At 66.5% G+C, this 26,894-nt stretch carries 26 protein-coding genes; 13 read left to right on the top strand and 13 right to left on the bottom strand.

The genetic code is table 11. The features are described 5' to 3' along the window. Window positions 1-42 precede the first annotated feature (42 nt). Together LDO54_RS16300 and LDO54_RS16295 are read left to right on the top strand one after the other, a co-directional pair. Entirely contained in the window at window positions 43-948 is a 906-nt protein-coding gene (locus tag LDO54_RS16300) for a LysR family transcriptional regulator (RefSeq protein ID WP_224011723.1), read from the top strand. Window positions 949-1,446: 498 nt separating this feature from the next. After that, the gene (locus tag LDO54_RS16295) at window positions 1,447-3,069 is read left to right on the top strand and encodes an NAD(P)/FAD-dependent oxidoreductase (RefSeq protein WP_224011889.1); all 1,623 of its coding nucleotides are present in this window, start codon (window positions 1,447-1,449) and stop codon (window positions 3,067-3,069) included. Window positions 3,070-3,548: 479 nt separating this feature from the next. Here LDO54_RS16295 and LDO54_RS16290 read toward each other — a convergent pair whose 3' ends face one another. After that, window positions 3,549-4,952 carry an MFS transporter gene (locus LDO54_RS16290; protein ID WP_224011722.1) on the bottom strand — a complete coding sequence of 468 codons (1,404 nt, stop codon included), beginning with the start codon at window positions 4,950-4,952 and terminating at the stop codon, window positions 3,549-3,551. A 34-nt stretch (window positions 4,953-4,986) separates the two neighbouring features. Next, on the bottom strand, window positions 4,987-5,859 hold the full coding sequence (locus tag LDO54_RS16285; protein WP_224011721.1) for a LysR family transcriptional regulator: 873 nt from the start codon (window positions 5,857-5,859) through the stop codon (window positions 4,987-4,989). Window positions 5,860-6,014: 155 nt separating this feature from the next. On the opposite strand from LDO54_RS16285, the gene LDO54_RS16280 reads away from it, so the two are divergent. Further along, window positions 6,015-7,514 carry an MFS transporter gene (locus LDO54_RS16280; protein WP_224011720.1) on the top strand — a complete coding sequence of 500 codons (1,500 nt, stop codon included), beginning with the start codon at window positions 6,015-6,017 and terminating at the stop codon, window positions 7,512-7,514. A 22-nt stretch (window positions 7,515-7,536) separates the two neighbouring features. Here LDO54_RS16280 and cysS read toward each other — a convergent pair whose 3' ends face one another. Together cysS and LDO54_RS16270 are read right to left on the bottom strand one after the other, a co-directional pair. Next, window positions 7,537-8,934 carry a cysteine--tRNA ligase gene (gene cysS, locus LDO54_RS16275; protein ID WP_224011719.1) on the bottom strand — a complete coding sequence of 466 codons (1,398 nt, stop codon included), beginning with the start codon at window positions 8,932-8,934 and terminating at the stop codon, window positions 7,537-7,539. A 344-nt stretch (window positions 8,935-9,278) separates the two neighbouring features. Then, window positions 9,279-9,440, bottom strand: coding sequence for a DUF1328 family protein (locus LDO54_RS16270; protein WP_224011718.1), 162 nt, complete (start codon window positions 9,438-9,440; stop codon window positions 9,279-9,281). A gap of 377 nt (window positions 9,441-9,817) precedes the next feature. Between LDO54_RS16270 and LDO54_RS16265 the strand changes: the two genes are divergently transcribed. After that, complete coding sequence (locus LDO54_RS16265; RefSeq protein WP_224011717.1) at window positions 9,818-11,749, top strand: AAA family ATPase; 1,932 nt, start codon at window positions 9,818-9,820, stop codon at window positions 11,747-11,749. 111 nt (window positions 11,750-11,860) lie between these two features. On the opposite strand, the gene LDO54_RS16260 is transcribed toward LDO54_RS16265, so the two are convergent. Genes LDO54_RS16260 through LDO54_RS16250 form a run of 3 tightly spaced genes read right to left on the bottom strand, consistent with a single transcriptional unit; the run spans window position 11,861 to window position 13,276 of the window. Further along, window positions 11,861-12,190, bottom strand: a complete 330-nt coding sequence (locus LDO54_RS16260; protein WP_224011716.1) for a hypothetical protein — start codon at window positions 12,188-12,190, stop codon at window positions 11,861-11,863. Between the two features lies 1 nt (window position 12,191). Further along, window positions 12,192-12,755, bottom strand: coding sequence for an isochorismatase family protein (locus tag LDO54_RS16255; protein ID WP_224011715.1), 564 nt, complete (start codon window positions 12,753-12,755; stop codon window positions 12,192-12,194). Window positions 12,756-12,790: 35 nt separating this feature from the next. Beyond that, window positions 12,791-13,276 (bottom strand): MarR family winged helix-turn-helix transcriptional regulator, encoded by a 486-nt coding sequence (locus tag LDO54_RS16250; protein ID WP_224011714.1) that lies wholly within the window; start codon window positions 13,274-13,276, stop codon window positions 12,791-12,793. A 170-nt stretch (window positions 13,277-13,446) separates the two neighbouring features. Between LDO54_RS16250 and LDO54_RS16245 the strand changes: the two genes are divergently transcribed. The 3 genes from LDO54_RS16245 (at window position 13,447) to infA (ending at window position 16,174) form a co-directional block, all read left to right on the top strand. Further along, window positions 13,447-15,009 carry a methyl-accepting chemotaxis protein gene (locus LDO54_RS16245; protein WP_224011713.1) on the top strand — a complete coding sequence of 521 codons (1,563 nt, stop codon included), beginning with the start codon at window positions 13,447-13,449 and terminating at the stop codon, window positions 15,007-15,009. Window positions 15,010-15,268: 259 nt separating this feature from the next. Further along, entirely contained in the window at window positions 15,269-15,472 is a 204-nt protein-coding gene (locus LDO54_RS16240; protein WP_065064791.1) for a cold-shock protein, read from the top strand. A gap of 438 nt (window positions 15,473-15,910) precedes the next feature. Next, entirely contained in the window at window positions 15,911-16,174 is a 264-nt protein-coding gene (infA, locus tag LDO54_RS16235) for a translation initiation factor IF-1 (protein WP_065064888.1), read from the top strand. Between the two features lie 178 nt (window positions 16,175-16,352). Here the strand turns inward: infA and LDO54_RS16230 are convergent, their stop codons facing one another. After that, the gene (locus LDO54_RS16230) at window positions 16,353-16,820 is read right to left on the bottom strand and encodes a YaiI/YqxD family protein (RefSeq protein WP_224011712.1); all 468 of its coding nucleotides are present in this window, start codon (window positions 16,818-16,820) and stop codon (window positions 16,353-16,355) included. A 242-nt stretch (window positions 16,821-17,062) separates the two neighbouring features. Between LDO54_RS16230 and LDO54_RS16225 the strand changes: the two genes are divergently transcribed. After that, complete coding sequence (locus LDO54_RS16225; RefSeq protein ID WP_224011711.1) at window positions 17,063-17,395, top strand: hypothetical protein; 333 nt, start codon at window positions 17,063-17,065, stop codon at window positions 17,393-17,395. Window positions 17,396-17,413: 18 nt separating this feature from the next. Here the strand turns inward: LDO54_RS16225 and ptrR are convergent, their stop codons facing one another. Next, window positions 17,414-18,319 (bottom strand): putrescine utilization regulator PtrR, encoded by a 906-nt coding sequence (gene ptrR, locus LDO54_RS16220; RefSeq protein WP_224011710.1) that lies wholly within the window; start codon window positions 18,317-18,319, stop codon window positions 17,414-17,416. Between the two features lie 99 nt (window positions 18,320-18,418). On the opposite strand from ptrR, the gene LDO54_RS16215 reads away from it, so the two are divergent. Continuing rightward, window positions 18,419-19,810: an aldehyde dehydrogenase family protein gene (locus tag LDO54_RS16215; protein ID WP_224011709.1), complete on the top strand. Its 1,392-nt coding sequence runs from the start codon at window positions 18,419-18,421 to the stop codon at window positions 19,808-19,810. A 445-nt stretch (window positions 19,811-20,255) separates the two neighbouring features. Here the strand turns inward: LDO54_RS16215 and LDO54_RS16210 are convergent, their stop codons facing one another. From LDO54_RS16210 to LDO54_RS16195, 4 genes are all read right to left on the bottom strand, one after another. Then, complete coding sequence (locus LDO54_RS16210) at window positions 20,256-20,498, bottom strand: hypothetical protein (RefSeq protein WP_224011708.1); 243 nt, start codon at window positions 20,496-20,498, stop codon at window positions 20,256-20,258. A gap of 179 nt (window positions 20,499-20,677) precedes the next feature. Beyond that, window positions 20,678-22,591 carry an AI-2E family transporter gene (locus LDO54_RS16205; RefSeq protein WP_224011707.1) on the bottom strand — a complete coding sequence of 638 codons (1,914 nt, stop codon included), beginning with the start codon at window positions 22,589-22,591 and terminating at the stop codon, window positions 20,678-20,680. Between the two features lie 339 nt (window positions 22,592-22,930). Further along, window positions 22,931-23,566 carry an MlaC/ttg2D family ABC transporter substrate-binding protein gene (locus LDO54_RS16200; RefSeq protein ID WP_224011706.1) on the bottom strand — a complete coding sequence of 212 codons (636 nt, stop codon included), beginning with the start codon at window positions 23,564-23,566 and terminating at the stop codon, window positions 22,931-22,933. Between the two features lie 536 nt (window positions 23,567-24,102). Beyond that, window positions 24,103-24,378, bottom strand: coding sequence for a hypothetical protein (locus LDO54_RS16195; protein WP_224011705.1), 276 nt, complete (start codon window positions 24,376-24,378; stop codon window positions 24,103-24,105). 376 nt (window positions 24,379-24,754) lie between these two features. Here LDO54_RS16195 and LDO54_RS16190 point away from each other — a divergent pair, with 376 nt between their 5' ends. From LDO54_RS16190 to LDO54_RS16175, 4 genes are all read left to right on the top strand, one after another. Then, on the top strand, window positions 24,755-25,621 hold the full coding sequence (locus LDO54_RS16190) for an STAS domain-containing protein (RefSeq protein WP_224011704.1): 867 nt from the start codon (window positions 24,755-24,757) through the stop codon (window positions 25,619-25,621). Window positions 25,622-25,685: 64 nt separating this feature from the next. After that, the gene (locus tag LDO54_RS16185) at window positions 25,686-26,042 is read left to right on the top strand and encodes an STAS domain-containing protein (RefSeq protein ID WP_224011703.1); all 357 of its coding nucleotides are present in this window, start codon (window positions 25,686-25,688) and stop codon (window positions 26,040-26,042) included. Window positions 26,043-26,061: 19 nt separating this feature from the next. Then, complete coding sequence (locus tag LDO54_RS16180; RefSeq protein WP_224011888.1) at window positions 26,062-26,487, top strand: ATP-binding protein; 426 nt, start codon at window positions 26,062-26,064, stop codon at window positions 26,485-26,487. After that, window positions 26,472-26,894, top strand: a 423-nt coding sequence (locus tag LDO54_RS16175) for an ATP-binding protein (RefSeq protein ID WP_224011702.1), incomplete at its 3' end; no start/stop codon positions are given. The genes LDO54_RS16180 and LDO54_RS16175, both read left to right, overlap by 16 nt.

Here is a 26,894-nt window from a genome sequence, read left to right as displayed (position 1 = left end):
TACAATGACGTCATTGCCCCAGACAATAATGACCGCCACACCATGATGCCGCCCGATTTACCCGACCTGAAGCTGCTGCAGCTCTTCGACTTGCTGTACGACACGCGCAGCGTCACGCGCGTCGCGGAACAACTGGGGCAAAGCCAGCCGACCATCAGCATCTGGCTCGGGCGGCTGCGCGAAACGCTGCAGGACCCGCTTTTCATCCGCACGCCTGGCGGCATGGCGCCGACGCCGCAAGCCGACGCGCTGATCGGACCTTGCCGCGAAATTCTCGAATCGCTCAGGCGCTTCGTCGCGTGGGAGATCGCTTTTGATCCCGCGACGGCGCAGCGGCGCTTTCGCATCTGCATGACGGATGCGAGCCACATCACGCTGCTGCCGCGCCTGCTCGCGCACGTGCGCGCGCAAGCGCCCGGCATCCGGCTCGAGGCTGCGGGAATCGATGGCAACACGGAGCGCGCGCTGGAGTCGGGTGAAGCCGACCTCGCGATCGGCTATGTGCCGTGGCTCAGCGGCGGCATTTATCAGCAGCAGCTCTATCAGCAGGACTGGGTATGCTTGACCAACCGGCATCACCCGCGCGTTCGCGGGCGCCTCGGTTTGAAGCAGTACCGTTCGGAGGGGCACGTCGCCATCGAATCGGGCACGGGTGCGCAACTGCTCGAACAGGCGCTGGCGCGCGAACGGATCGAGCGTGACGTCGTGCTGCAACTGCCGGGGTTCCTCGGGCTCGGAACGATCGTCCAGACCACCGATCTGGTCGCCACGTTGCCACGTCACATCGGCGAAACGCTCGCGCAGGCGGGCGATCTCGCCGTTCATTCGTGCCCGGTTCCCGTAGATGGCTTCGCCGTGCGGCAACACTGGCATGCGCGGTATCACCAGGAGGCGGGGAATCGCTGGCTGCGTGGGGTGGTCGCTCAGTTGTTCGGGGTTTCACCGTGAGAGTGAACCTAAGGCGCCGCGCGCCAGTTCACGAAGAATACGACCGTTGTACCTCTGCAACCTGCCGTTGAAGGCATGTGCAAACGAGCGTCCGAGATGGGTCGCACTGAGCCGGCCCATCATCGCAACGCCCTCCTCCACGACGCATGGGTCGGTAGCCGGCCAGAAACGGGCGTTGGCTTGCACCCGCGCGAGGACATTCGAACGTCGGCTCCCAGGAGAACGGATCTCGGCGTACCCATTGATCGCGATATCATCCGGTCGGACGAGAAATCCCGTCGAGCCACGATTCAGCCCGATCGGCGGTCTGCTTCGAGCCGTCCACATGGCGAACTCCGCCACCCGCATGGCTTTCTCCGCCAGCTTCCACACAGTCACATTCCGCTTGTCACTGAAGCGCTGGCGTTTCGTCGTACGGCGCCTTTTCATTTGGGAATCCGCCAAAGCTATAAAATACCGGTTGGCCACGATTCCCGTGGCGATCGCACCTTGGCACCCATGTTACGTTTATCCGAAATTAAACTTCCTCTCGACCATGCCGAAACCGATCTTGACGCCGCTGTTCGCGCGCGCCTCGCGGATCTCGGCATAGCCGCAGACGAGCTTGTCCGCTACACCGTATTTCGCCGCGCCCATGATGCACGCAAGCGCTCGGATATCAAGCTGACCTATATCGTCGACATCGAAGTCAAGGACGAAGCGGCGGTGCGCAAGCAGATCGACGGCCGGCCGCATTGCGGGGTGACGCCCGACATGACGTACCGGTTTGTAGCGAAGGCGCCCGAGCACACGACTCGTCCGCGTCCCGTGGTGATCGGCATGGGGCCGTGTGGTTTGTTCGCGGGACTGATCCTCGCGCAGATGGGGTTCCGCCCCATTATTCTCGAGCGCGGCAAGGCCGTGCGTGAACGCACCAAGGACACCTTTGGCCTGTGGCGCAAGTCCGTGCTCAATCCGGAATCCAACGTGCAGTTCGGCGAAGGCGGGGCCGGGACGTTTTCCGACGGCAAGCTGTACAGCCAGATCAAGGACCCGAACCACTATGGCCGCAAGGTGCTCGAGGAGTTCGTCAAGGCTGGCGCACCGGAAGACATCCTGTATCTGAGCCGTCCGCACATCGGCACGTTCCGCCTCGTCAGCATGGTAGAAAAGATGCGCGCTACCATCCACGAACTGGGCGGTGAAGTGCGTTTCGAAACCCGGGTTGACGACATCGAAATCGATCAGGGCAAGGTGCGCTCGCTCAAGCTCTCGAACGGCGAAACGCTGCCGTGCGACCACGTCGTGCTGGCCGTTGGCCACAGCGCCCGCGACACTTTCCAGATGCTGCACGATCGCGGCGTGTACATCGAAGCCAAGCCGTTTTCCCTGGGTTTTCGCATCGAGCATCCGCAGGGGCTCATCGATCGCAGCCGCTTCGGCAAGTTTGCGGGCCACAAGCAACTTGGCGCGGCCGACTACAAGGTGGTCCATCACGCCAATAATGGGCGGGCCGTGTACAGCTTTTGCATGTGCCCAGGCGGCACGGTGGTCGCGGCGACCTCCGAGCCGGGCCGCGTCGTCACCAATGGCATGAGCCAGTATTCCCGCGCCGAGCGCAACGCGAATGCGGGCATCGTCGTCGGCATCACGCCGGACGACTATCCGGGGGGGCCGCTGGCGGGCATCGCGTTCCAGCGCAAATGGGAAGAGCGGGCGTTCGAACTCGGCGGCGGCAATTACCAGGCGCCCGGTCAGTTGGTCGGAGACTTTATCGCGGGCCGGCCGTCAACGTCGCTTGGCTCTGTCGTGCCGTCGTACAAGCCGGGCGTGCACCCGACCGATCTCAGCACGGCGCTGCCCGACTACGTGATCGAAGCAATCCGTGAAGCACTCCCCCAGATCGACAGGAAGATCGCAGGCTTCGCGATGCATGATGCCGTGCTAACCGGCGTCGAGACGCGCACGTCGTCACCCATCCGGATTCGCCGCAAAGACAATTTCCAGAGCATGAACGTCGAAGGTCTGTATCCGGCAGGCGAAGGCGCCGGGTACGCCGGCGGCATCTATTCGGCGGCCATCGACGGCATCGAAGTCGCACAAGCCTTGGCACTCGATCTGGCATCGACGCCCGCGTCCTGATGGGCGGGAAGGCGGGGCTGGAGGGATGCGTCAGCGCATCCTCTACCTCGCCTGGCTGCCCGACCTGAGGGCAACAAGTCCTCGTGGCACCTGCGACAGAGCGTTGCGCCGTTTCGATGCCGAAACCCACGGTGACCGATGCAGCCCTCGTCCTTGCACGACGGACTGCTGGACCATTGGAAGCGGACCTCGACCTCACGCGAGTGCCTGCGACCGCAACGAGTCGCACTGCGCCGGTCGCCCGCCTTCCTTGCCACCCTGGTTCACGCGAGGCAAACAGGCAGCGAGGGGAAACGTCTCTAACGTAAGCGGGACGTTCTCCTGCTCGCGCCGCGCCAGTCCGAACTGCGATTGAGCCGGCCGCGCCACCTTCGCGCTCTGGGTTAGTGCAATCGCCACTCATCGCGGCCGACGGCTGCTTGTTTACAAGACGCCGCGCGCGGCTTTCGTCACCGCTTCCGCCGCCGCCTTCGTCGCGCCTATCCCTCCTCGCGCCGCTCCTTGAACAGCGCCACCGCGCACAGGCTCACGCAGCACGCGGGCGTCACGTACCAGGCGGCGGCGAGCGGATTGCCGCTCCACTTCACCAGCGCCGTGACGATGAATTGCGCGGTGCCGCCGAACAGCGCCACGCTCAGCGCATATGCGAGCGCGAGGCCGCTGGCGCGCACGCGCGCGGGCAGCGCTTCGAGCACGAGCAAGGCGACGGTGCCCGCGCTGAACGTCATCGACACGCTGATCAGGCCGACGCCGACCAGCATCGCGGGCAGGCTGCGGACGTTGTCGATCAGCAGGAAAACGGGCGTGCTCAGCAGCGTGGTCGCCGCGATGCCCGCGAGCGCCACCGGCTTGCGGCGCGGCAGGCGGTCGAGCAGACGGCCGACGAAGGGCGGCAGCGCGAACAGCAGCAGCGCCGACAACGCCGACACCGCGAAGCCCGTGCTCGCGGGCAGATGCATCACGCGAATCACATAGCTCGGCATGAAATAGACGATGGCGTAGACCGGAATCGTCTGGCCCATGACCATCAGCATCGCGAGGCCGAGCGTGCGGCCATGCTCGCGCCAGAGTTCGACGAAAGGCGGCGCGGCGGGCGCGAGCGGTTCGCGCGGGGTGTCGCGTGTATCTCCTTTGTTGCCGATATCGTCGATGTCGTGCAGGCGGCTACGCAGATACACGCCGACCGGCAGCACGAGCAGCCCGAACCAGAACGGCACGCGCCAGCCCCACGCTTCGAGCGCCTGCGGGGAAAGCCGATGCGTGAGCACCAGACCGAACACGGCGCCGAGCAATGCCGCCGCGCCCTGGCTCGCGATCTGCCAGTTCAGGCGCGCGCCGCGACGCGACGCCGGCCCCGCTTCCAGCAGATACGCCGCCGCCACGCCGATGTCGCCGCCGAGCGCGAAGCCTTGCAGCGCGCGCGCCAGCACCACGACGAGGGGCGCAGCCACGCCGATCGTGGCGTAATCCGGGCACAGCGCGATTGCCGCCGTGCCGAGCCCCGCGAGCCAGACGGTGCGCGTAAGCGCGACGCGGCGGCCCACGCGGTCGGCGTACGCGCCCAGCGCGAGCGCGCCGAGCGGCCGCATGAAAAAGCCCACGCCGAAGGTGCCGACGGCGAGCAGCAGCGAGGTCATCGGGTCGCTCGCCGGGAAGAACTTCGCGCCGATCATCGCCGCGAAATAACCGAACACCGTGAAGTCGAACATCTCGAACGCCGTCACGAGCGAGGCGCTCACGACGCGTTTGAGCACGTCGCGCGGCGACGCTTCGAGCGGTTCGGCGTGCGTACCGGCATCGGCGGCATCGGCTGCATTCACTGTATTTGCGGCATCGGCGTGGTTCAACGGCGGCCGGTCCAGCGCGTCTTGGCTCAAGGGCATGGGTCAGGAATTCAGTCGTTCGGATGCGGGGATATCAGACCAGCAATTGCCGCGACAGGACTTCGCGCGCCTGCGCGACCGTCTCGCGCTCGCCGGGCAGCGGCGGCGTGAGCGAGAACACGGCCTCGGGCAGCGCGGGCAGACGGTGGCGCGCGCCGAGCTTCATGAGCCCGTCGGTGATCGCCGAGGCGCAGAGGCAGCCCACGCCGAGGCCCGCCGCGAGCATCGACTGCAAGCCCGCCACGCCGGACGCGCTATGCACCATCACGAACGGACGTCGGTGCGCCTCGAGCAGGCTCACGGCGATCTGATGCAGCATGCAGTCGCCGGGCAGCAGCACGAGCGGCAGCGGCTCGGGCAGCGCTTCGGCCAGCGTCGGCGACGCCACCCAGTGCAGCGGCTCCCGGCGCAGCACCCAGCGCGGATCGCCCTGTGCGGGCCGCACCGGACCGTTCGACATGTTCATCACCACGCCGATATCGATCTGGCCGCGCGCGTGCGCGAGTTCGATCTCGGTGCTTTTCATCGTGCTGACGTGCAGGCTCAGCTGCGGGTAGCACTCGCGCAGCCGCGCGAGCATGCCCGCCACCTCGTGCGTGCGGAAATAGTCGGTGATCGCCACGCGCAGTTCGCCCTTGATCGCCTGGCCGCGCACTTCGTCGAAGGCGGCTTCGTTGAGCGCCACGATGCGCCGCGCGTGCGTGAGCAGCCGCGACCCCGCGGGCGTGGGCTCGACGCCGCGCTTGCTGCGCACGAACAGCGGCACGCCCGCGCGCGCCTCCAGCTTGCGCATCTGGTCGCTGACGGTGGACTGCGAAAGATTCAGCGACGGCGCGGCCGCCGTCAGGCTGCCCGCTTCCGCCACCACGGTGAAGGTACGCAACTGGTCGAGTTCGAAGCCTCGCACGGCCTGCTCCTATCCATCGAATTACTCGATGAATACTACCGCAAATTCCGGCTTTTCTGGAGGATGCGCGACGCCTAAGATACCGGTTCGTTCAGGCTTCATCGGCGGCGATGTCGTCTCCATCGATCCGCCCCCGCTTTCGACACAGGTTCATCATGACCGACTCTTCACTTGCCGCCGCGCCGAGCGTGGCGGTCTGCCCTTCAGCCGCCCCCACGCCGGCTTCGGCCCAAGCTTCGGCCCCCGCCGCGCGCAGCCATCACGGCTGGGCGCTCGTGGTCCTGCTGGTGGGCGCCATCCTGCCGCCCGTCGATTACTTCATCGTGAATCTCGCGCTGCCCGCCATCCACACGGGGCTCGCCGCCAGCGCCGCGCAGCTCCAGATGGTGGTCTCCGCCTACGCCTGCGCCAACGCGGTCGCGCAGATCACCGGCGGACGCCTGGGCGACCTCTACGGCCGCAAGCGCATGTTCATGATCGGCATGGCGGGCTTCGTGCTCGCCTCCACGCTCTGCGGGCTCGCGACCTCGGGCGCGATGCTGGTGGGCGCGCGCATCCTCCAGGGGCTGTTCGCCGCCGTGCTCGCGCCGCAGGTGCTCGCGACCATCCGCAGCGTGTTCACGCCGCACGAACAGGTGCGCGTGATGGGCTTCTACGGCTTCGTGTTCGGCGTCGCTGCGGTGATCGGCCAGCTCGGCGGCGGCGCGCTCATCAGCCTGCATCCGTTCGGGCTCGGCTGGCGCGCGATCTTTCTCGTCAATCTGCCGATCGGCGCGCTCGCGCTGCTCGGGAGCTGGCGCTTCATTCCCGAAAGCCGCCCGCCGCGCGGCGCGCGCATCGACGTGCCGGGCACCGTGCTGCTCTCGCTCTTTCTGCTGATGCTCGTCTATCCGCTCACGCGCGGACGCGAGGAAGGCTGGCCCACGTGGATGCTGATCTGCCTGGCCGCCTCGGTGCCGATGCTTGGCGCGCTACTGCGCGTGGAAGCACGCAGTCTCGCGCGCGGCCACGATCCGCTGCTCGACGTGCGCCTGTTTCGCAATCCGGTCGTGGCGCTCGGCCTCACGCTCGCGTTTCTGTTCTACACGCTGAGCGCGTTCTTCCTGAGCTACGGCATTTATCTGCAAGGCGCGCTGCACTGGACGCCGCTCGCTTGCGGCGTGGCGATCCTGCCGTTCGGTCTCGGCTTTCTGTCGAGTCCGCTGCTGATGCCGCGCCTCGTGTTCCGCCTCGGCGGCTATCGCGTGCTGACGCTCGGCTTCGCGCTGATCGCGCTCGGCCTCGCGGCGGCCGCGTCGCTCGCGAACGTGGGTGCTCCCGGCGCGGGCTTCTACCTCGGCCTCGCGGCGATGGGCGTCGGCCAGGGCCTCGTGCTGCCTTCGGTCGTGCGCATCGTGCTCGCGGAAGTCGAGCCGGCGCGCGCGGGCGTGGCCTCCGGCATGGTCACGGCGACCTTGCAGATCGGCGCGGCCGTGGGCGCGGCGACGCTCGGCGGCGTGTTCTTCTCGCACCTCGGCGCGCATCCGGCCGCGCTCGATTACGTGCAGGGCTTTCGCATTTCGATGTTCGCGCTGGTCGGCATTTTGGGCGTCTGCGTGCTGATCTCGCTCGCGCTCGGGCCGATGCATCGACGCCTGCATCCGCAGCAGGCGTGATGCAATGCGCTCATGGCGCTGATCACGGGCTTGTGGCGGGCGACGTCTGGCGCACGAGGTGTGGGCCGTGTGCGCCGTCCTCGATGCGCCAGCCTTGCGCGTCGAGCGCGTCGCGCAAGGCATCGGCGCTCGCCCAGTCTTTCGCCGCGCGCGCCTGTTCGCGTTCGTTCAGCAACGCCTGAACGTCTGCCGGAATCTCCGTTTCGGCAGGCCGCCAGTCGCTCAGACCCAAGCCTAAAACCGCATCGAATACGTCGACGGTCGCGCGCAGGGTCGCGGACGGCAAGCCGCTCTTGACGAGATCCCAGAGCACGGCGAGCGCCTTCGGCAAGTTCAGATCGTCGTTCGCCTCGGCATCGAAACGCGCGACGTAATCCGCATCGGCGACACCGCCTTCGGGCCAGCCGACATACAGCCGCCGCAACCGGTTCAACGCCGTTTGCGCGGCGCGCAGCGCGTCCCAGTTGAACTGCAGGGTGCTCCGATAGTGCGCGGTCAAGCACAGATAGCGATACGCGAGCGGCTCCGCCTGCCGCTCGCGCAGCGTCTGCAGACGAATGAAATCGCCGCCCGACTTCGACATCTTCGCGTCGCCCTGCTGCGTCAGAAAGTGACCGTGCAGCCAGAAGTTCGCGAGCCGCGTGCCGTGCGCCGCCTGGGTCTGCGCGATTTCGTTGCTGTGATGCACGGCGACATGATCCTCGCCGCCGCAATGAATATCGAACCACGTGCCCAGGTATTTCGCCGACATCGCCGAGCACTCGATATGCCAGCCCGGAAAGCCGCGTCCCCACGGGCTGCCCCACTCCATCTGGCGCTGCACGCCGGGCGCGCTGAACTTCCATAGCGCGAAGTCGGTGATGTTGCGTTTCGCGCCGAGCGCCACGCGCTTGCCCGCCTGCAAGCCCGCCCGTTCGAGGCGCGCAAGAAAGCCGTAATCGTCCTGCTTCGCGGTGTCGAAATAGAGACCGTCGTCCGTGCGATAGACGTAACCCGCGCGCTCGATATCGGCGATGAAAGCAATCTGTTCGCCGATGTGATCGGTCGCGCGGCACCACACCGTGGGTTCCAGCAGATTCAGCGCGCGCCAGTCGCCGACGAACGCTTCGGTATAGCGCCGCGCGATAGCCCACGCCGATTCGCCCGTGCGGCGGCTGCCTTTTTCCATCTTGTCCTCGCCTTCGTCGGCATCGGAAGTCAGATGGCCGACATCGGTGATATTGACGACGTGCCGCACCGTATAACCGTTGCGCGCGAGCACGCGGCGCAGCACGTCCTCGAACACATAGGTCCGCAGATTGCCGATATGCGCGTGGTCGTAGACGGTCGGTCCGCAGCAGTACATCCCCACGCTAGCGGCTTGAATGGGCGTGAAAGGACGCAGGGCGCGCGACCAGGTGTCGTACAGCGCGAGCGGCATCGGGCTTCTCCGGTTCGATAGCGGTGGAAGAAAAACGAAAGGGGAAAAACAAAAAGGCCGCCGGTTTTTCAACGGGCGGCCAGATGGCAATGGGTTGTCGTAAAGCGCGACGTGTACCGACGCTAGACGCAGCCTGCCCCCGGCATGGGCTGACAACATGCGCGCGGGATGAAAACGAGGGAGGCGGAAAAAAGATTCATGCCGACGATGCTAACGTCGAACGGGCGCAATGGTCAAGCGCGTGAAAACGCATTCGCGCGGGCGGCGACCGGAGGAGTCGCCGCCCGCACAATAAATCCGCTTATCTTCTCAATTACTTCGAACACCTATGAATCCACGCGCCGTTATCGTCGCACCAGACCCATGACGAGCGTGACGAGGAAAATAACGAGGAAGATAAAGAACAGTATCTTCGCGATACTGGCGGCGCCAGCCGCGATGCCGCCGAAGCCCAGAGCCGCCGCAACGATCGCGACGATGAAAAATACCAGCGCGTAATACAGCATGATGTGACCTCCGTCCGGTGTGGGATGTGTCGTACGCCCGACGCGATGCAAGGGCGGTCTGGGTCATTGAGCAAGCGCCATTCCCGCGCCGAACCGGCGCACCGTCCCCAATCATATGCGCGGATTGAAACCACTTGTTGTGCTATTCCCGGTTTTTGATTGCCGGTTAACGCAGGCATAATGCGCGGGCATAATGCCAATGGAGAAATGCGAGTAAACAGGGTCGTGTTCGCATTGCTAACGATTTTTTCAGTCGGGATTTTTCAATCCGCCTCCATTCAGGCCGAACGCTCGACCATCCGAGATTCGCGCCGCCAGTCCCTCCCGTACGATGTTTTTCGGGCACCGCGCCAGCGGGCCCGCGCAGGAAGTGTTCGATGAAACCGGCAAGAAATTCGCTCTGGTCACGTGTTGGCCGCTATGTGGCGTGCGGGGCGGCGGTGGCCGCGCTCGCGGCAACCGTGGGTTTTCTGCATTGGCGGCAACAGCCGGCCGAGCCCGTCACGCAGTCCCAGCCCGAAGCGCTCAGCGGCGTGGCGAGCGAGATGCGTCACGACGCGTCCGCGTGGACGCATCGCGAGAAAGACGTGTCGGCCATGCTCGGCGATATCCGCGCGCATGACGTGCGCGCCATCGGCGTGAGCCGCGACGCGATTCTGGTTTCGACCCTGCAAGGTGATAAATATTACGTCGCCGATCACAACGGCACGTTCTCGAACGCCCTGCTGCTCGGCGACCTGAAACCGGACGGCGCCGCGCCCTGGCAACTCGTGTGGCTGCCGGACGCCAACGTGCGCACCGGCCTCGCGCGCTGGAGCGACACCTTCGACCATGTGCGCGACGCGCTGAGCCTGCTGCTCTCCGTGCTCATGCTCGGCGGCCTCGCGTGGTTCGTGCGCCGCGAAATGACGGGCGGCGCGCAACTGCTCGGCAAGCCGCCCGTGCTCCGTTTCGACGATGTGATCGGCGCGGGCGAAGCCAAATCCGCGCTCGCCGACGTGCGCGCGTGGCTCACCGAACCCGCGCAATTCACCGGCATGGGCGTGCGCGCGCCGTGCGGCATCCTCATGACGGGCGGCCCCGGCGTCGGCAAGACGCGTCTCGCGCAGGCGCTCGCGGGCGAATGCGGCGCGAGCTTCATCGCGATCACGGGCAGCTATTTCAGCGCGAAGTATTACGGCGTCGGCATCCAGAAAGTGAAACGCCTGTTCGAACTCGCGCGCAAGAACGCGCCCACGGTCATCTTCATCGACGAAGCCGACGGCCTCGGCAAGCGCACCGACACGGGCGGCGGCCCGGTCGAAGCGGAGAGCAACCGCATCATCAATCAGCTGCTCGCGGAAATGGACGGTTTCGCGTCGAACGAAGGCATCATCATCGTGGCCGCGACCAATCATCCGGACAATCTCGACGAAGCGCTGCGCCGCCCTGGCCGCTTCGATCGCACCGTGGCCGTGCGCGTGCCCGATCTCGAAGACCGCGCGGACATCCTGCGTTTCTACGCGGCCAATCTGAAGACGAAAACCGACGACATCGATTTCGACCAGCTCGCGCGGCTCACGACCGGCCTCTCGCCCGCCACGCTCTCGATGATCGTCAATCAGGCCGGACTCGTCGCGCGCAAGGCGGGCGATCGCCATGTGGGCGCGGCGCATTTTCTCGAAGCCATCAAGATCGCGCGCATCGGCGATATCAACGGCGCGGAGCGCGCGCTGTCCGACGACGAACGCACGCGCATCGCGATTCACGAAGCGGGCCACGGACTCGTGGCCGCGCTGCTCGGCACCGGCGTGCTCGAAGAAGTGACGATCCTGCCGCGCGGCGGCGCGCTCGGCGTGGCGCTCATCACGAAGATGCAGGACAAGTATCTGTACCGCGAAACGGAAATGCGCAACGAGATTCAGGTGCTGCTCGGCGGGCGCAACGCGGAACTGCTGATGTTCGACGAAGCATCGAGCGGCGCCGCGCAGGACTTGCAGGAAGCGTCGCGCATCGGGCTCGACATGGTGTCGAAACACGGCTTCAACGCCGACGGCAATCTGTTCAGTCTCGCCGCGCTGCCGCAGCAGGTGGCGGGACTGCAACTCAAGAGCGCGATCGAGCACGCGAATGCGCTGCTGCACGAACTCAACGACGCCTGTTTCGCGCTGCTGCGCGCGAACGAACCGGTATTGCGCGCCATCGCCGACCGGCTGCTCGACGAGGAAACGGTGCCGGGCGAAACGGTGTATCGCCTGATTCGCGAGCACGCGGCGAAAACCACGGCAATCGAAGAAGCCGACGACGTAATCGAAATTGCAGCGGCTTGATAATTGATTCGGATGGCGAATTATTTTCGTCATCCGCGCATTCCGCGAAAATATAAAACGCGCCTCGTATTTCACGAGGCGCGTTTTTTTATGCGTGCCGAAGGCCTTGAATCAGGTGCCTTTCGGCGTATTGCCGCCATGCAGCGCGCCGAAGTGGCGCGCCGCGAACAGCCCCATCGCCAGCACGCCGAGCCCGAACGGCACGACATCGGCGCTCGTCTTCAGCGAGAAATCGCCTACGCGGCAGACCAGAAAATAGCTCGCGACGAAATTCAAGCATCCCCACAGCACATTCACCGTCGACGACGACAAGCCCTTGCCCGGCGGATTCGCAAACGGCGTCTGAAACGGCTCGCCCATCACGCCGCCGACGAAATGCGGCACGGCATTCGCGAGCAATGCGCCGCCAAAGAAGTACGCAACAACCTGTGACCCAACCATTTCAGACGCTCCTCGCGGCAAGTAAATCGATGATGTCCTGAGCCACGCCCGTTTCGCCCAGGCGGGGAAAAACGTGCGCGATGCTGTAGTCGTGCGCCTCGGCGCGCGCGTCGGTCATGGCGTCGATCGCGAGGCTCACGTTGAAGCCGAGTTCGTAGGCCTGACGTGCGGTCGATTCGACGCCGGTGCCGGTCGCAACGCCCGTGATCACGACTTGCGTGACGCCCAGCGCCTTCAAACGCGCGTCGAGCGCGGTGTGGGCGAATGCGCCCCACGTGCGCTTCGTCACGACGATATCGGCGGGCTGCTGGTCAAGATCGTCGATGAAATCCGTCCAGCCTTCGGGCAGGACGTCGTGGCGTCGCGGCCGCTCCGTGCGTCCGGGCGCGACGCCCGCCACGTTGACCAGCACGACCGGCAAGCCGCGCGCGCGAAACGCGCGCAGCAACGCGCGGGTCCGTTCGATCACGGGTTCGATGGGATGCACGAAGGGCGCACCCACGATGCCCTTCTGCAAGTCGACGACGATGAGCGCCGTGTTGGGGTCGAGCGCGGTGTAAGGCATGAGATTCCGTGGCGTGACTGGCGTGACGAAGCGGTTTAGAAGTCGGCGAGACGTTGCAGCAGCTTCACGGCATCGGCGAGCGCGGCCCGCTCTTTCGCCGAAAGCTGCGCCTGCAGCGCCTGCACGAGCCAGTCCTCTTTCGCGGCGCGGCTCGCGTGCAGCTTGCGCCGGAACGCGGACGTGAGCTTGATGAGCGTTTTGCGCCCGTCGTCGGGATCGGCCTCGCCCTCGACCACGCCCAGCGCCTCCAGCCCCGCCACGGTGATCCGCATGGACTGCGGCTTGACGCTCTCGGCGCGCGCCAGTTCGGAGACCGTGGCCGGACCGCTGCGGTCCAGATGCACGATCACCGACTTCTGCGACGAGGTGAAATCGCCGGCCTGCGCCTGTCCGCGCACACGCCGGACCAGTTTGCCGACGGCCACGCGCAACTCGCCCGCCAGCGCGGGCAGATCGGTGGCGCTGTCTATGGCGCTATTGGTGGCGCTATCGGTCGAGTGGGAAAGGGATCGCGTTGTCATGGGCGAAGACTAGCATATGTACAGTTTAACTGTACATATAAACTGTATAAATTGCGCCCGAGCGCTCGCCAGCCCCAAGGGTAAACACCCAACGAACCCGATTAATTTCCAGTGCGAACGTGCCGTTATACTTTCCATACGCGGCATGATGTTTCGTATATGGAACAATAATGAAAAGCCTGACTATCAATTTGCGACTCGCGCTGACGGTCGTGACACTCGGGGCACTAGTGGTGGCGATGGGCGTTGTCAGCCTGATCGGCATGGATCTGACCAATCGCGCGCAGCACGACGCGTATGCGGTGCATTTCGCATCGGCGGTGGCGCTCGGCAAATCGGGCACGGCCATGTCGCGCGCGCGCTTCGGTCTCGACTGGGCGGTGGCGAATCCGCATTCGCCGCAACTCGGCCCGCAGCTCGACCGCGCGCAAATGCTGCTCGCCGAATCGGACCGCTGGTGGCAGCAGTTCCGCGCGCTGCCCAAGACCGCCGAACTCCAGGCGCTCACCGACGACCTCGACGCCAAACGCGGCGCCGTGCGGCGCGACGCGATCGACCGCCTGATCGCCGCCATCCGCAGCGGCGACACGAGCTGGATGGACGAGCACCGCGCCGCCGAGCTGATCGGCCTCTACACCGCGATGAACACGAGCCAGGGCGCGCTCGAAAACTATCTCGACGAAGCCGCGCGACGCGCCGACGCGCAATCGAGCGAGCGCTTCCACACGCTCGGCGTGGTGTGCGGCGCGAGCATCGCGCTGGCGCTGCTGATCGCGTTCCTGAGCTGGCGCGGCCTGCGTCGCGCGGTGATGGACCCGCTGCGCGCGGCGATGGCGCATTTCGAGGCAATCGCGGCCGGCGATCTCACGACCCGCGTCACCGCCCATCGCGCCGACGAAATGGGCCTGCTGCTCGACAGCCTCGCAGCGATGCAGACGCGCCTGCGCGAGACGATGGAGCAGGTGCGCAGCGGCGCGAACGCGATGGCGACCGCCACGCAGCAAATCGCCACCGGCAATCTCGACCTCTCGCAGCGCACCGAGGAACAGGCGTCGTCGCTGGCGCAGACGGCTTCGGCCATGCAGGAGCTGATCGGCACGGTGCAGGCCAACGCGGTCCACGCGCAGCAGGCGCGCGAACTCGCGCTCGGCGCCTCCGACGTGGCCGGGCGCGGCCGCGACGCGGTCACGCGCATGGAGCAGACGATGCACGAGATTCATGCCAGTTCGTCGAAGATGACCGACATCATCGGCACGATCGAGAGCATCGCGTTCCAGACGAATATCCTGGCGCTCAACGCGGCGGTCGAAGCGGCGCGGGCGGGCGAGGAAGGACGCGGCTTCGCCGTGGTCGCGGGCGAGGTGCGCAATCTCGCGCAGCGCGCCTCGGCGGCCGCGCGCGAGATCGGCGCGCTGATCGCGGGCTCGACGGGACGCGTGGCGAGCGGCGCGGAACTCGTCACCGAGGCGAGCGGCGCGATGGCCGAGATCCAGACCTCGACGACGCGCGTCGCCACGCTGATCCACGAAATCGCCGCCGCCTCGCGCGAGCAGAGCGACGGCATCGAGCAGGTCGGCCTCGCCGTCACGCAGATGGACGAAGTCACGCAGCAGAACGCGGCGCTGGTCGAAGAAAGCGCGGCGGCCGCGTCGTCGCTCGCCGAGCACGCGAATTCGCTCAATACGCTGATCGCCGGGTTCAAGGTCGAGGGCGGCGTTGTAATGCCGCTGTGACGTATGAGGCGCCCGTCGCGCACTTCGCCTAAAAGGGCGAGCGATCCGCAACGCCGCACGCACACAAGCACTTGACCAGATGCCCGACTTCGTGTAATGTCGACAGGTAAATCTTCAGCTGTGTCTGCTCATCTTTTGCCGCTACCGGTCTGCTTCGGCTGATCGACATTAGCGGCTCTCGTTGACCTCTCCTGCTTGATACTTTATTCGCCCTTTTCCGGGGCGCATGTGTGTTTATTGTTTATTCAAGGATTTTCTAGTGGAAACCGGTACCGTCAAGTGGTTTAACGACAGCAAGGGCTTTGGCTTCATCACCCCGGACAAGGGCGGCGACGACCTGTTCGCTCACTTCTCGGAAGTGCGTGGCACGGGCTTCAAGACCCTGGCAGAAGGCCAGAAGGTCAGCTACGAAACCAAGCGTGGTCCGAAGGGCCTCCAGGCTTCGAACATCACGCCGCTGTAAGGTGTTTGCATCGCGTCCGGCCTCTGGCTGGACGCGCTTGCCCTGTCTCAGACCGTGGCTGTCACACGCCACGCGTATCTTGTGCGTGTTCCCGCGTTTGTGTTCGCTGCGCCCGCAGGCCAGGACACCTGGTGCACACGCGCCCGATGGTCGTTCCGGCGGATAATCTGGCTCACGCCAGCACGTCCGTGTTCACGGTTGGCTCATCAAGAGCACGAGTTGCCCACGCATTGGCGGACGAACGTCGCGGTGCGGGATCGCCTGATTCTGGCGGCCGAGGGCCTCGCCGTTGCCGGTTCCCGAGCGCATTTGCCGTCTCGTCCGCGTGCATCGCGGGCGCGGGGCACCGGGCAACCGTAGCGAGCCGACGGCGTTCGTACAGGGCATCTCAGCGCGCTCCCCGCGAGCGCGGCATTGTGTATTTCAGGAGGAATGGATTTGGCGAAGGAAGAACTGCTTGAACTCGACGGCGTCGTCGACGAAGTGCTGCCGGACAGCAAGTATCGCGTCACGCTCGAAAACGGCGTGGTCGTGAACGCTTACGCGTCGGGCCGCATGCGCAAGAACCACATTCGCATCATCGCGGGCGACCGCGTCACGCTCGAATTGTCGGTCTACGACCTGACGAAGGGCCGCATCAACTTCCGCCACAAGGATGCATCGGGCGGTGGCCCGCGTCCGGCGCAAGCTCGTCGCCGCTAAGCAGTTAGCCCGCAGTTAGCCGCTGAACGGCCGTCCCCGGCGCGAATGCCCGGGTGAGGCCGTCGTCGGCGTGTGCCCGCTTACCCGCGCACCTCCCGGTAGCGCGCGGCGCGGGCACGGCTGTTTTCGTCGGTCGCATGCATTAATTGCATGGTTTGGCCGCACTCATCCGGTCGACTCATGACGTCCCGCGCTTCGGCGTGGCGGCCGTCGCGAGGAATCGATCCAGCTGGCCCGCAAAGGTCCGGCTGTCACGCAGCGCATAAGGCGCCGGGCCGCCGGTGTCGATCCCCGCGCTGCGCAGCTGCTCCATCGCGTCGCGCACTGTCAGCCGCTCGCGAATATTCTCAGCCGTGAACCAGCTCCCGCGCGGATCCAGCGCGCGTGCGCCCTTGTCCAGCACCGCCGCCGCGAGCGGAATGTCGGCCGTGATCACCAGATCGCCGGGCTCGGCCATCTCGACGATGCGTTTATCGGCCACGTCGAAGCCGGCGGGCACCTGAATCGAGCGGATGAACGGCGACGTCGGCGTGCGCAGATATTGGTTCGCGACCAGCGTCACGATCACTTCGACGCGGCGCGCCGCGCGAAACAGGATGTCCTTCACGACGACGGGACACGCGTCGGCATCGACGAGGATTTGCATGGGGTTCGCTTGCTGAAGGGCTTGAAGACAGGCTCAAAGAAAACTACGCGCCGACACTATATCGGATCGCGTCACCGCGCCGCGCGCGCAGATTTTTCAAGCGCCAGAGCAGCGCTTACCGCGTCGATCAATCTGACCGCTCGCCGTCGCGCCTGAGATGCACCGTCAGACGGGGCAAGGCCGCGATTGGCATGGTCCATGCAGAACATCGAGCACGATCACCCGATTCAGGGAGTCAAACGATGAGCACGCCATCCAGCGACAGCAATGCACGTGACGAGCGCGCCGACGCCCCCGACACGCCGCCCAACGACGACACCCGCCCCACCGATCTGCCCAAACCCATCGGCGACGCCATTCCCGCGCCGACCGAACCGGGCCTCGACCAGCCGCTGCCGCCGAAATCGCGCGACAAGACGCCTGACGACAAGTCCGACGACAGGCCGGACCAAACGCCCGAACCCGCGCCCGATCAAGACGCTCCGCCCGCCGACCTGCCCCGGCCATTCGGCGACGCCGTCCCCGCGCCGACCGAGCCGGGCCTCGATCAACCCTTGCCGCCCAAGCACGGCTAGCACTTCACCGACACGCCCTCACGCGCTCGCGCTTTCCCCAGTCTGCCCGGTCTGCGCGCCCGCCTTGCGCTGCGTCTCCAGCATCTCGACAAGCCGCTGCACGGCCGGCGAGCGCAAATCGCGCCGCCACACCAGATAGATATTCACCTTGCGATACGCCGCCGGCAGCCGATGCGCCTTGACCGCACTGCGGTTCGGCAGGCTGTCGAGCAGACTCGCGGGCATGAGCGCGAGCCCCGCGCCCGCCGAGACGCACGCGAGCATGCCGTGATACGACTCCATTTCGAAGATACGCCCCGGCGCCGCGCCGTCCTCCTCGAACCAGCGCTCGAAGGTGCGCCGATACGAGCAGTTCGAGCGGAATGCGTAGAGATTCGCGCCGTTCACGTCGCGCGCGCGTTTGATCGGCGCGCGGTTCGCGGCGGAGATCAGGATCAGTTCGTCGTCGAAAACGGGCACGCCCGTGAGCGCCGGATGCGCGACCGGGCCGTCCACGAAAGTGGCCGCCAGCTCGCCTTCGATCACGCGGTCGATCAGTTCGCCCGACGGCCCCGTCGAAAATTCGAGCGTCACATCGGCATAACGCTGGTGAAACGCCGCCAGCACGGGCGGAATATGCACGGCCGCCGTGCTTTCGAGCGAGCCGAGCGGTAGCGCGCCGCGCGGCTCGTCGCCGGCCACCGAGAGTTTTGCTTCGTCGACGAGATCGAGTATGCGGCGCGTGTAGTCGAGAAACGCCGCGCCCGTCGCCGAAAGCCGCAGCCGCATCTTCTCGCGGATAAACAGCTCCGCGCCCAGTTCCTCTTCTAGCTGGCGCAGCCGCGTCGTGAGATTGGACGGCACGCGATGCAGGCGCTGCGCGGCGGCCTGCACGCTGCCCGCGTCGGCGATTTCCCTGAAAATCTGCAATTGGGCCAGTTCCATGCATTCGCTCCGAGAGAACAATTTGTTCAATATTATTCACTTTCACTGAGCATTACCAGCCCGTATCCTTGCAGCAATCACTCGCTCAAGGAGCCCACCATGACCGCAGCAACCCGCACGGAACACGCCGTCTCGCTCAATCCCGCAACCGGCGAGATCATCGCCCGTCACGCATTCGACAGCCGCGAGGCCGTCGAGGCGGCGCTCACGCGCACCGCCGCCGCCGCGCGCATCTGGCGCGACACGCCCGTGGCGCAACGCGCGAACGTGCTGGTCCAGCTCGCCCGTGTGCTGCGCGAGCGCAAGACCGAATTCGCGCTGATGATGGCCGACGAAATGGGCAAGCCCATCGCCCAGGCGCGCGGCGAAGTCGAGAAGTGCGCGGCGCTGTGCGAGTGGTACGCGGAGAACGGCCCGGCCATGCTCGCGCCCACGCCGACGCCGGTCCTGCAAGGCACGGCGCGTCAGGAATTCCGTCCGCTCGGCCCGATTCTCGCGGTGATGCCGTGGAACTTCCCGATCTGGCAAGTGCTGCGCGGCGCGGTGAGCATGCTGCTCGCGGGCAATACCTACGTGCTCAAGCACGCGCCCAACGTGATGGGCAGCGCCTACCTGCTGCGCGACGCGCTCGCCGCCACCGACCTGCCCGCCGGCGCGTTCGAAGTGCTGAACCTGCCGCCGGAAGACGTCGCGCCGGTGATCGCCGACACGCGCATCGCCGCCGTCGCCGTGACCGGCAGCGTGCGCGCGGGCGCGGCCATCGCCCAGCTCGCGGGCGCGGCGCTCAAGAAGTGCGTGCTCGAACTGGGCGGCTCGGACGCCTTTATCGTGCTCGCCGACGCCGATCTCGACGAAGCCGTGCGCTCCGCCGTGCTGGGCCGCTTCGGCAATACGGGCCAGGTCTGCCTCGCGGCCAAGCGTCTGATCGTCGAAGCGCCGGTGGCCGCCGAATTCGAGGCGCGTTTCGTCGAAGCCGTGAAGGCGCTGCGCATGGGTTCGCCGCGCGACGAAGCAAACTTCATCGGCCCGATGGCGCGCTACGATCTGCGCGACGAGCTGCATGGCCAGGTCGAGCGCACGCTCGCCGAAGGCGCGCGCCTCGTGCTGGGCGGCCACAAGGTCGAAGGCCCGGGCAACTACTACGAACCGACCGTGATCGCCGACGTCCAGCCCGGCATGACGTCGTTCCGCGAGGAACTGTTCGGCCCGGTCGCGTCGATCATCGTCGCGCGCGACGCGCAGCACGCGGTCGAGATGGCGAACGACAGCGAATTCGGTCTCGGCGGCACGATCTGGACCCGCGACCTCGAACGCGCGGACGCCATGGCCGCGCAGATGGAAACCGGCGCGGTCTTCATCAACGGCGACGTGGCGACGGACCCGCGCGTGACCGTCGGCGGCGTGAAGAAAAGCGGTTTCGGCCGCGAGCTGTCGAGCTTCGGCATGCACGAGTTCTGCAACGTGCAGACGGTCTGGACCGACCGCCGCTAAGCGCACGGGAATCGGCACGCGAGCGCAAAGCTCAAGCCGAAAACGTTCAGCGATGCTGAACGTCAGGACGCGACATGCCGCAATACGTCGCGACATGCCGCGACACCCGGCGAAAGGACGGGTTTGTCCTGATGCACCGAATCGCGGTGTCATCCGTTAATCCGTTCATGGAGCGCGGCGATGGGCCGCCTGACTTGCCGGTCCGGCGCCGCGTGCCATACCCTGTCCCCGTTCATTCTGGGACCATGCAGAGTCGAAGTATTCAGCGCCGACGGGAAGCCGCCGGCGCTTTTTTTTTGCGTGCGCCGGAAGCGAAGAAAAAGAAAAAACGGGGATAGTTCGAACGACGAAAGAACTTCGCCGAAACAGATATCGCCGCGGCACGCTCAGTTGCGCGCGCCGCGTTCGATGTTCAATAGACGTTTAATGGACGCTCAATCGACATTCAATGCGCGTCGTAACTGCCGGCTTCCTCGTGCGGCACAAGGCACGTTTCCGCGCGGCCGAGCGCTTCGAGCAGCGAACGGCCCGCGTTCGTGAGCGACAGGCGGCGAATGCCTTCGGCGCGCTGTTCGAGCGCGACGAGCTGCCGCTCGAACAGAATATCGAGTTCGTGGCGGTTCATATCGATCTGCTCCGGCGCGTGGCGGATCAGCATCAGCGTGGCAAACTCGTGGGGGCTTAGCACTTCTCCTCTCCTTGATCGACACCTCTGGAATGCAACCAGGGGCGCAGGGCCGCATATGATCGAGGTCCAATGTGACGCGCGCGTGACTGTCATATTGCGTGTCACGCGCAAACAACGTTCGCCACGCTCGCCACACTTTCCCCGTCTGCCCGGATCGCCGAGTTCGCCGACGCGTTCGCTCAGCCTCGCGGCTGGACGAGCGCCGTGCCGCACGCCTCCACCAGATCGCGCAGCGTCGGCGCGAGTTGCGTAAGGGCGTCGTCGGCGATGCTCATGCCTTCCTCCCTGCGCACGGCGCGGATGCCCACCACGATCGACGCGTCGGGCGCACGCTCGCGCAGCCGCCGCACCAGGTTGCGCAGGTACGGCGGCGACTCCGCGGCGTCGAGCGACACCACGCAGACCGCGCTCGTCTGCGCATCCACCATGCCCGCGCGCGTGGCGCGCACTTCCTCGTAGGTGGTCGCCGCGCTCGGAATCTTCGCGCGCCCGAGCAGCTGGCAGACGACCGCCACCGCCACGTCGTCGAAGGCGCCGCGCCCCGGCACGCAGAGCACCGCGCGGCCGTCGTTGGGGATCTCGGCGGGCAGTTCGGCCGCCAGCCCGGCGGCGCTCTGCTTGCGCGCGCCGTGTCCGCCGTTGCCGTTGCCATTGCCGCGCGACGCATGGCGCGAATCGTCCACGGAATCGAGATCCTCGACGATATCGAGCAGCGCCTGGTTGATGCGCGCGATCTGCTCGACAGGCAGCACGCCACGCAGCACGTCGTTGCGCGCGAAGCGCAAGCCTTCGAACACGACCTGCTCGTAATAGTCGATCAGCGGCATCTCGTTGAGCAGGCGGTCGGCCTGTAGCAGCGCTTCGTGCGGATCGTCGGCGAGCAGACGCTGATAGCAGGTCTGCGCGGGCGTGAGCGCGGGCTGGTCGCCGAGCAGGATGGTCAAAAAGTTCAGGCGATCCACGTAACGGCCGAGCGTGACGATGCACAGCGTGAGCGGCGTCGACAGCACGAGCCCGACCGGCCCCCAGAGCCAGCTCCAGAAAATCGCCGCCACCACCACCGCGAGCGGCGACAGGCCGGAGCGGCGTCCGTAGAGCATCGGCTCGGCGAACTGGCCCGCCACCACATCGACGACGATGAAGAAGACCAGCGTCCACACCGCCATCGTCCATTGCGGCTGGATGGCGGCGGCGAGCAGCGTGGCGAGCACGGCGGCGATCCAGATGCCGATGTACGGCACGAAGCGCAGCAGCGCCGAGAGCGCGCCGAACAGCAGCGCACCCGGCACGCCGATGCCCGCCAGCCCGATCGCCAGCACCGCGCCCACCGAGACGTTCACGCCGAGCTGGGCGACGAAGTAGCGCGACAGGCGCTCGGAAGCGTCGTTGATGGCGGTGGTCGTGCGGTGCAGGTCGTCGGAGCCGAACACGCTGATCAGGCGGTCGCGCAGATCCTCGCGCTGCAAGAGGATGAAGATCGTCACCACCAGCACGATGAAGCCGGTCTCCAGCGGCGCGACCACCGGCGAGAACGCACGCTGCGCGAGTTGCAGCGGCGTGGGCGCGGGCGTGTGCACTTCCACCGGCATCGGCTGCTGCGGCTGGTTGCGCGCGGCGCGGCCGCGCGGCTGCGGCGGCGCGGGCGGCGGCGTGGGCGTCACGCGCTGCAGCGCGACGGCGGCGCGCGTCATCAGCGAATCGGCGCGGCCGACGGTCTTTTGCTGCACCGTCTGCACCTTCTGCTCGATCTCCTCCTGATACTGCGGCAGGTCGGCGGCGAGCTGCACGATCTGCGCGCCGATCAGCGCGCTCACGCCCGCGAGCGCGAGCACCGTGGCGAGCACGGCGATCAGGATCGACAGGAACTCGGGCAGCCGCACGCGCCGCAGCGTGTTGACGAGCGGTGCGAGCAGAAAGCTCAGCAGCACCGAGAGCGTGATCGGAATCAGCACCGCGCGGCCGAAGTACAGCGCGCAGACCACCGCCACGCCGGTGATGACCGAGGCGAGCGTGTGGACCGTGGGCGTGCTCGGCGGGAACACGCGGTTGCGGCGGCCCGTGGCCGAGCCGGGATGCGGCACCTGCCAGGGCATGGGGTACGGTCGGCCGGACGCGTCGTCGGACAGGCGCTCGGCGGCGCCGTCGGAAGCGGCATGCGACCCCTCGGAAGCGGAATCCGACGGTCGGCGAGACGACGCGTCGGGCGGCAGCGGAAAATTCATGGCGAAGCGGTCAGCGTTGCGGTAAGGGTTCGGGCGTCGGCGCCCGTCTGGTTTTCATCGTAGTCGCCCGGCTCCAGGCGCGGCGGCGGGCGGGTCTGCGTGCGGGTTTGCGTGTTAGTCCCGGTCATTCAGAGCATGGCGCGCGCCGGGACGTGAGCGTAACGCATGTGCGCCGCGCCGCGCAGTTCCAGACGGCTCCGGCGCGGCACGTCAAGGCTTGCCCGCCTGCAACTCCTGGTTGCGCGAGCTGAGGAACTGGATCAGCCCATCGACGCCGCCCTGCTGGATCTTCTCGTTGAACTGCGCGCGATAGGTCTGGATCAGCCACGCGCCCAGCACGTTCAGGTCGTAGAGCCGCCAGCCCTGCGGCGTCTTGTAGAGCCGGTAGTCGATCTCGACGGGCTTGCCGCTCGTCTGCGCGAGCGTGCGCACGACCACGTCGGTGTCGCCGGGCGCGTTGCGCATCGGCTGATAGTCGATCTGCTGGTCGGGCTTGAGCTGCGCGAGCGCGCCCGCATACAGATGGATCAGCAGGAGCTGGAACTGCTCCATCACCTGCTGCTGCTGCGCGGGCGTCGCCTGGCGCCAGTGCGGCCCCATCGCGAGCTGCGTGGTGCGGCGGAAATCGACGTAAGGCAGGATGTCGCGATCGACGATGGCGCGAATACGGGCGATGTCGTCGGGCGCGATGGACTGCGCGCGCACTTCGTCGAGCACCTGCTGGGTCGCCGTCTTGATGAGCGCCTGCGGGTCCGACTGGTCGACCTCCTGCGCGGCGCGCGCGGCCGGGACGAAGCCCGTCACGAAACTGGTGAACAGCGCGGCAAGCAAAAAGAGCCTCTTCATTCGATATCTCGTCCGTCTCGATCGTGGGGAAGCGGGCCGGCGCGCGACGCTGCGCGGGCGCGGGGCGGATGGGCGGCGCGAGGACCGCTGACGACCAGTCTAAAGCGTCGCCGCCAGCGCGGCCGCGATGCGGGCAGCGGGCCGGTGCGCGGCGGGTGCCGGGCGGACTGAAAACTGGCTGAAACTGACTGAAATCGCGGCGGCGATCGCGCAGTGACTGCGGCCAGTGACATCGGCCCGTGACGGAGTCCGCGTCGCGGTTCGACGTCGCCCGAAGTCGACCGGAAGTGCGCAAGCGTAACGCAACGCCGGGCTGCGCCCGAGGCGCGCTGTTACGTTACGTTACATATGAAGAAACCTGGTTACAGATGTTTCCCGGTGACGGCCAGCATCTGTCGGCGCGTGACTTGGGGATGACTTCGGGATGACAGATGTGCCGCAAATGCGCCGCAGAAGCGCCGAAACGCGGATCGATAAAATGTGACGGCCGGCACGGCTTGCGCCGCACCGGCCCTGATTGCGCGCTTATGAACAGCTCAATCGCGCTTCCTCCCTACACTACCCTGCCTGTTAGCCATCTGCCAGCCGGTCTGGGCCGTGGGCTCGGCGAAGAACGCCTCCAGCCCGAACAGCCAGGCGACGCACCACGACAAGCGTGACAGCACGTCGCCGCCTAAAACACTCCCTGCATCCTGCTCGTCCCCGGATTGCGCGTCCGGCAAGCCCGGCGACGCGGTGAACACGGCCCCTGCCGTTCCGCTCGCAAGACTGCCCGGCGTCGATTCCTGTCGTGAAACGGGATCGATCTTCATGTGGCACCCCTCTCCTCGTTTTTGTGTGTGGCGGGCTAACTGGAGCAAGCTCCGTACCAGCCGCGTTTTCGGCCTGCAAGCCGACTTCTTCCCCGCTGCGTGCGTTGCCGCACCAAGGCCGCGCGGTGCGGGCGCGCCCTGCTTCGCGCGCCCGCATCGCCTCGACTCTGTAAAAACTACAAGCACGCCATGAAAAAGCGAAAAGCCCCGTGATTACAGCAGGATTGGCGGGCCGCGAAGGTGCGCTCAGGCACGTATCGGCCGTCTTCATGTTCGCGAACCTTTTCCGTGTGAGTAATAGCTTCAATCGGGTGGATGGTGTAAGGTTCAGCGGTTCGTCTCGAAAAAGAGACCGCCGACACGGAGAGGAGGTCGCATGACTACACCCGACCGGGCCCGCCTCGCGGACGTCCTGAATCAGCACCGCGACGCCCTGCTGGCCGACTGGATCCGCCTGCATCTGCCGATCGCGCTGCGCCGCGGCCTGGCGATGGAAGCCGAGATCCGCGAACAGTTCTCCGCCTTTCTGAACACCTTTCTCGACACGCTCGCGCGCGCCGAGACCTTCGACGCCTTGCGTCCCGAATGGGAGCCGGTGCGCGCCTTCCTCGCCGACATGTCCGCGCACCGCGCGCGCCAGGGCTACACGCCGGTCGAGACGGCCACCTTCGTGTTCTCGCTCAAGCAGCCGCTCTACGCGCGCCTGCGCGAAGCGTTCGCGAGCGACGCCGCGCAACTCGCCGACCTGAGCTGGTCGGTCAATCTGCTGCTCGACGGCCTCGGCCTCTACACGACCGAAGCGTTCCAGAAAAGCCGCGAGGCGATCATCACGCGCCAGCAGGAAGAACTGCTCGAACTGTCCACGCCGGTCGTGCAGCTCTGGGAAGGCATCCTCGCGCTGCCGCTGATCGGCACGCTCGACTCGGCGCGCACCCAGGTCGTGATGGAAAGCCTGCTGCAGAAGATCGTCGATACCGGCGCGAGTCTCGCGATCATCGACATCACCGGCGTGCCGACCGTCGACACGCTGGTCGCCCAGCATCTGCTCAAGACCGTGGCCGCCGCGCGCCTGATGGGCGCGGACTGCATCATCAGCGGCATCCGTCCGCAGATCGCGCAGACCATCGTGCATCTGGGCGTCGATCTGACCAACGTCACCACCAAATCCACGCTCGCCGACGCCTTCACGGTCGCGCTGCAACGCACCGGCTCGACCATCGTCACGCCGAAGGCCGCGTCTTGAACGGCGCGAGCGACCGGGCGACGTGAACGACGGCGCACGGATACACGACGAAGGAGGACGCGCAATGGACCGCATTCCGATTCTGCGCATGGGCGACTGCCTGATCGTCACGATTCAGGTGGACATGCACGACCGTCTCGCAATGGCGCTACAGGACGACCTCACGGCGCGCATCGTCAAGGAGTCGGCCAAGGGCGTGCTGATCGACATATCCACGCTCGACGTGGTCGATTCCTTCATCGGCCGCATGATCAGCAACACCGCCGCGATGGCGATGGTGCTCGATGCGCAGACCGTGGTGGTCGGCATGCAGCCTTCGGTGGCGATCACGCTGGTCGAACTCGGGCTCACGCTCGACGGCGTGCGCACCGCCCTGAACGTCGACAAGGGCATGGCGCTGCTCAAGCAGCGTCGCGCCTAGCATGGCGTTTGCTTTCGACATGAACGGCACCGGCGCGAGCGCACAGATTGTGGCTGAGGTGAGCCTGCGCTCGGACGAGGAGATCGTCCGGCTGCGCCAGATCGTGCGCGACCAGGCCATCGCCCAGGGCTTTTCGCTGATCGAGCAGACCAAGTTCGTGACGGCGGCCAGCGAGCTCGCGCGCAACACGCTCCAGCACGGCGGCGGCGGCGACGCGCGCGTCGAGGTGCTGACGTCCGGCGTGCGCGTGGGCTTGCGCCTGACGTTCATCGACGGCGGCCCCGGCATCGCCGATATCGAACGCGCGCTGCGGGACGGTTTCACGAGCGGCAACGGCCTCGGGCTCGGGCTCGGCGGTTCGCGCCGCCTGTGCGACGAATTCTCGATCGACTCGACGCCCGGCAACGGCACCACCGTGACCATCACGAAATGGAAAGTACGCTAGACGGCGCCTCCGGCATGGCCGGCGGCACGCATCGCTCCTTTGAGATCGGCGACGCGAGCGGCGTGGCGTTCGCGCGGCGCGGCGCGGCGCAGGCCGCGCATCTGGCCGGTCTCGACGAGACGCGCGCCGGGCGGCTCGCGATCGTGCTCACGGAGGCGGCCACCAATATCCTCAAGCACGCGGGTCACGGCGAACTGCTGGTGCGCGCGCTCGACCATGGCGTGGAGCTGATCGCGCTCGACCGCGGCCCCGGCATGAGCGACGTGCACGCCGCGCTCGCCGACGGCCACTCGACCGCGGGCACGCCGGGCACCGGGCTCGGCGCGATCCGGCGGCTCTCGGACCAGTTCTCGCTGTGGTCGCAGCCCGGTCACGGCACGGTGCTGCGCGTGCTGGTCGCGCAAGGC

It is taken from the genome of Paraburkholderia tropica (genome assembly GCF_914484835.1).
In the GTDB taxonomy this organism is placed as follows: domain Bacteria; phylum Pseudomonadota; class Gammaproteobacteria; order Burkholderiales; family Burkholderiaceae; genus Paraburkholderia; species Paraburkholderia tropica_A.
Note: the sequence above shows the minus strand (reverse complement) of the source record. Positions and strands in the feature narration are given on the sequence as shown.

What these genes read in the sequence shown, in the direction of transcription:
- LDO54_RS16295 (WP_224011889.1), top strand. Translation starts at nt 1,447, where the DNA reads ATGTTACGTTTATCCGAAATTAAACTTCCTCTCGACCATGCCGAAACC.
- LDO54_RS16180 (WP_224011888.1), top strand. Translation starts at nt 26,062, where the DNA reads ATGAACGGCACCGGCGCGAGCGCACAGATTGTGGCTGAGGTGAGCCTG.
- LDO54_RS16265 (WP_224011717.1), top strand. Translation starts at nt 9,818, where the DNA reads ATGAAACCGGCAAGAAATTCGCTCTGGTCACGTGTTGGCCGCTATGTG.
- LDO54_RS16280 (WP_224011720.1), top strand. Translation starts at nt 6,015, where the DNA reads ATGACCGACTCTTCACTTGCCGCCGCGCCGAGCGTGGCGGTCTGCCCT.
- LDO54_RS16250 (WP_224011714.1), bottom strand. Translation starts at nt 13,276, where the DNA reads ATGACAACGCGATCCCTTTCCCACTCGACCGATAGCGCCACCAATAGC.
- LDO54_RS16290 (WP_224011722.1), bottom strand. Translation starts at nt 4,952, where the DNA reads ATGCCCTTGAGCCAAGACGCGCTGGACCGGCCGCCGTTGAACCACGCC.
- cysS (WP_224011719.1), bottom strand. Translation starts at nt 8,934, where the DNA reads ATGCCGCTCGCGCTGTACGACACCTGGTCGCGCGCCCTGCGTCCTTTC.
- LDO54_RS16190 (WP_224011704.1), top strand. Translation starts at nt 24,755, where the DNA reads ATGACTACACCCGACCGGGCCCGCCTCGCGGACGTCCTGAATCAGCAC.
- LDO54_RS16195 (WP_224011705.1), bottom strand. Translation starts at nt 24,378, where the DNA reads ATGAAGATCGATCCCGTTTCACGACAGGAATCGACGCCGGGCAGTCTT.
- LDO54_RS16225 (WP_224011711.1), top strand. Translation starts at nt 17,063, where the DNA reads ATGAGCACGCCATCCAGCGACAGCAATGCACGTGACGAGCGCGCCGAC.
- LDO54_RS16300 (WP_224011723.1), top strand. Translation starts at nt 43, where the DNA reads ATGATGCCGCCCGATTTACCCGACCTGAAGCTGCTGCAGCTCTTCGAC.
- LDO54_RS16200 (WP_224011706.1), bottom strand. Translation starts at nt 23,566, where the DNA reads ATGAAGAGGCTCTTTTTGCTTGCCGCGCTGTTCACCAGTTTCGTGACG.
- LDO54_RS16205 (WP_224011707.1), bottom strand. Translation starts at nt 22,591, where the DNA reads ATGCCCTGGCAGGTGCCGCATCCCGGCTCGGCCACGGGCCGCCGCAAC.
- LDO54_RS16270 (WP_224011718.1), bottom strand. Translation starts at nt 9,440, where the DNA reads ATGCTGTATTACGCGCTGGTATTTTTCATCGTCGCGATCGTTGCGGCG.
- LDO54_RS16230 (WP_224011712.1), bottom strand. Translation starts at nt 16,820, where the DNA reads ATGCAAATCCTCGTCGATGCCGACGCGTGTCCCGTCGTCGTGAAGGAC.
- LDO54_RS16215 (WP_224011709.1), top strand. Translation starts at nt 18,419, where the DNA reads ATGACCGCAGCAACCCGCACGGAACACGCCGTCTCGCTCAATCCCGCA.
- LDO54_RS16245 (WP_224011713.1), top strand. Translation starts at nt 13,447, where the DNA reads ATGAAAAGCCTGACTATCAATTTGCGACTCGCGCTGACGGTCGTGACA.
- ptrR (WP_224011710.1), bottom strand. Translation starts at nt 18,319, where the DNA reads ATGGAACTGGCCCAATTGCAGATTTTCAGGGAAATCGCCGACGCGGGC.
- LDO54_RS16185 (WP_224011703.1), top strand. Translation starts at nt 25,686, where the DNA reads ATGGACCGCATTCCGATTCTGCGCATGGGCGACTGCCTGATCGTCACG.
- LDO54_RS16260 (WP_224011716.1), bottom strand. Translation starts at nt 12,190, where the DNA reads ATGGTTGGGTCACAGGTTGTTGCGTACTTCTTTGGCGGCGCATTGCTC.
- LDO54_RS16255 (WP_224011715.1), bottom strand. Translation starts at nt 12,755, where the DNA reads ATGCCTTACACCGCGCTCGACCCCAACACGGCGCTCATCGTCGTCGAC.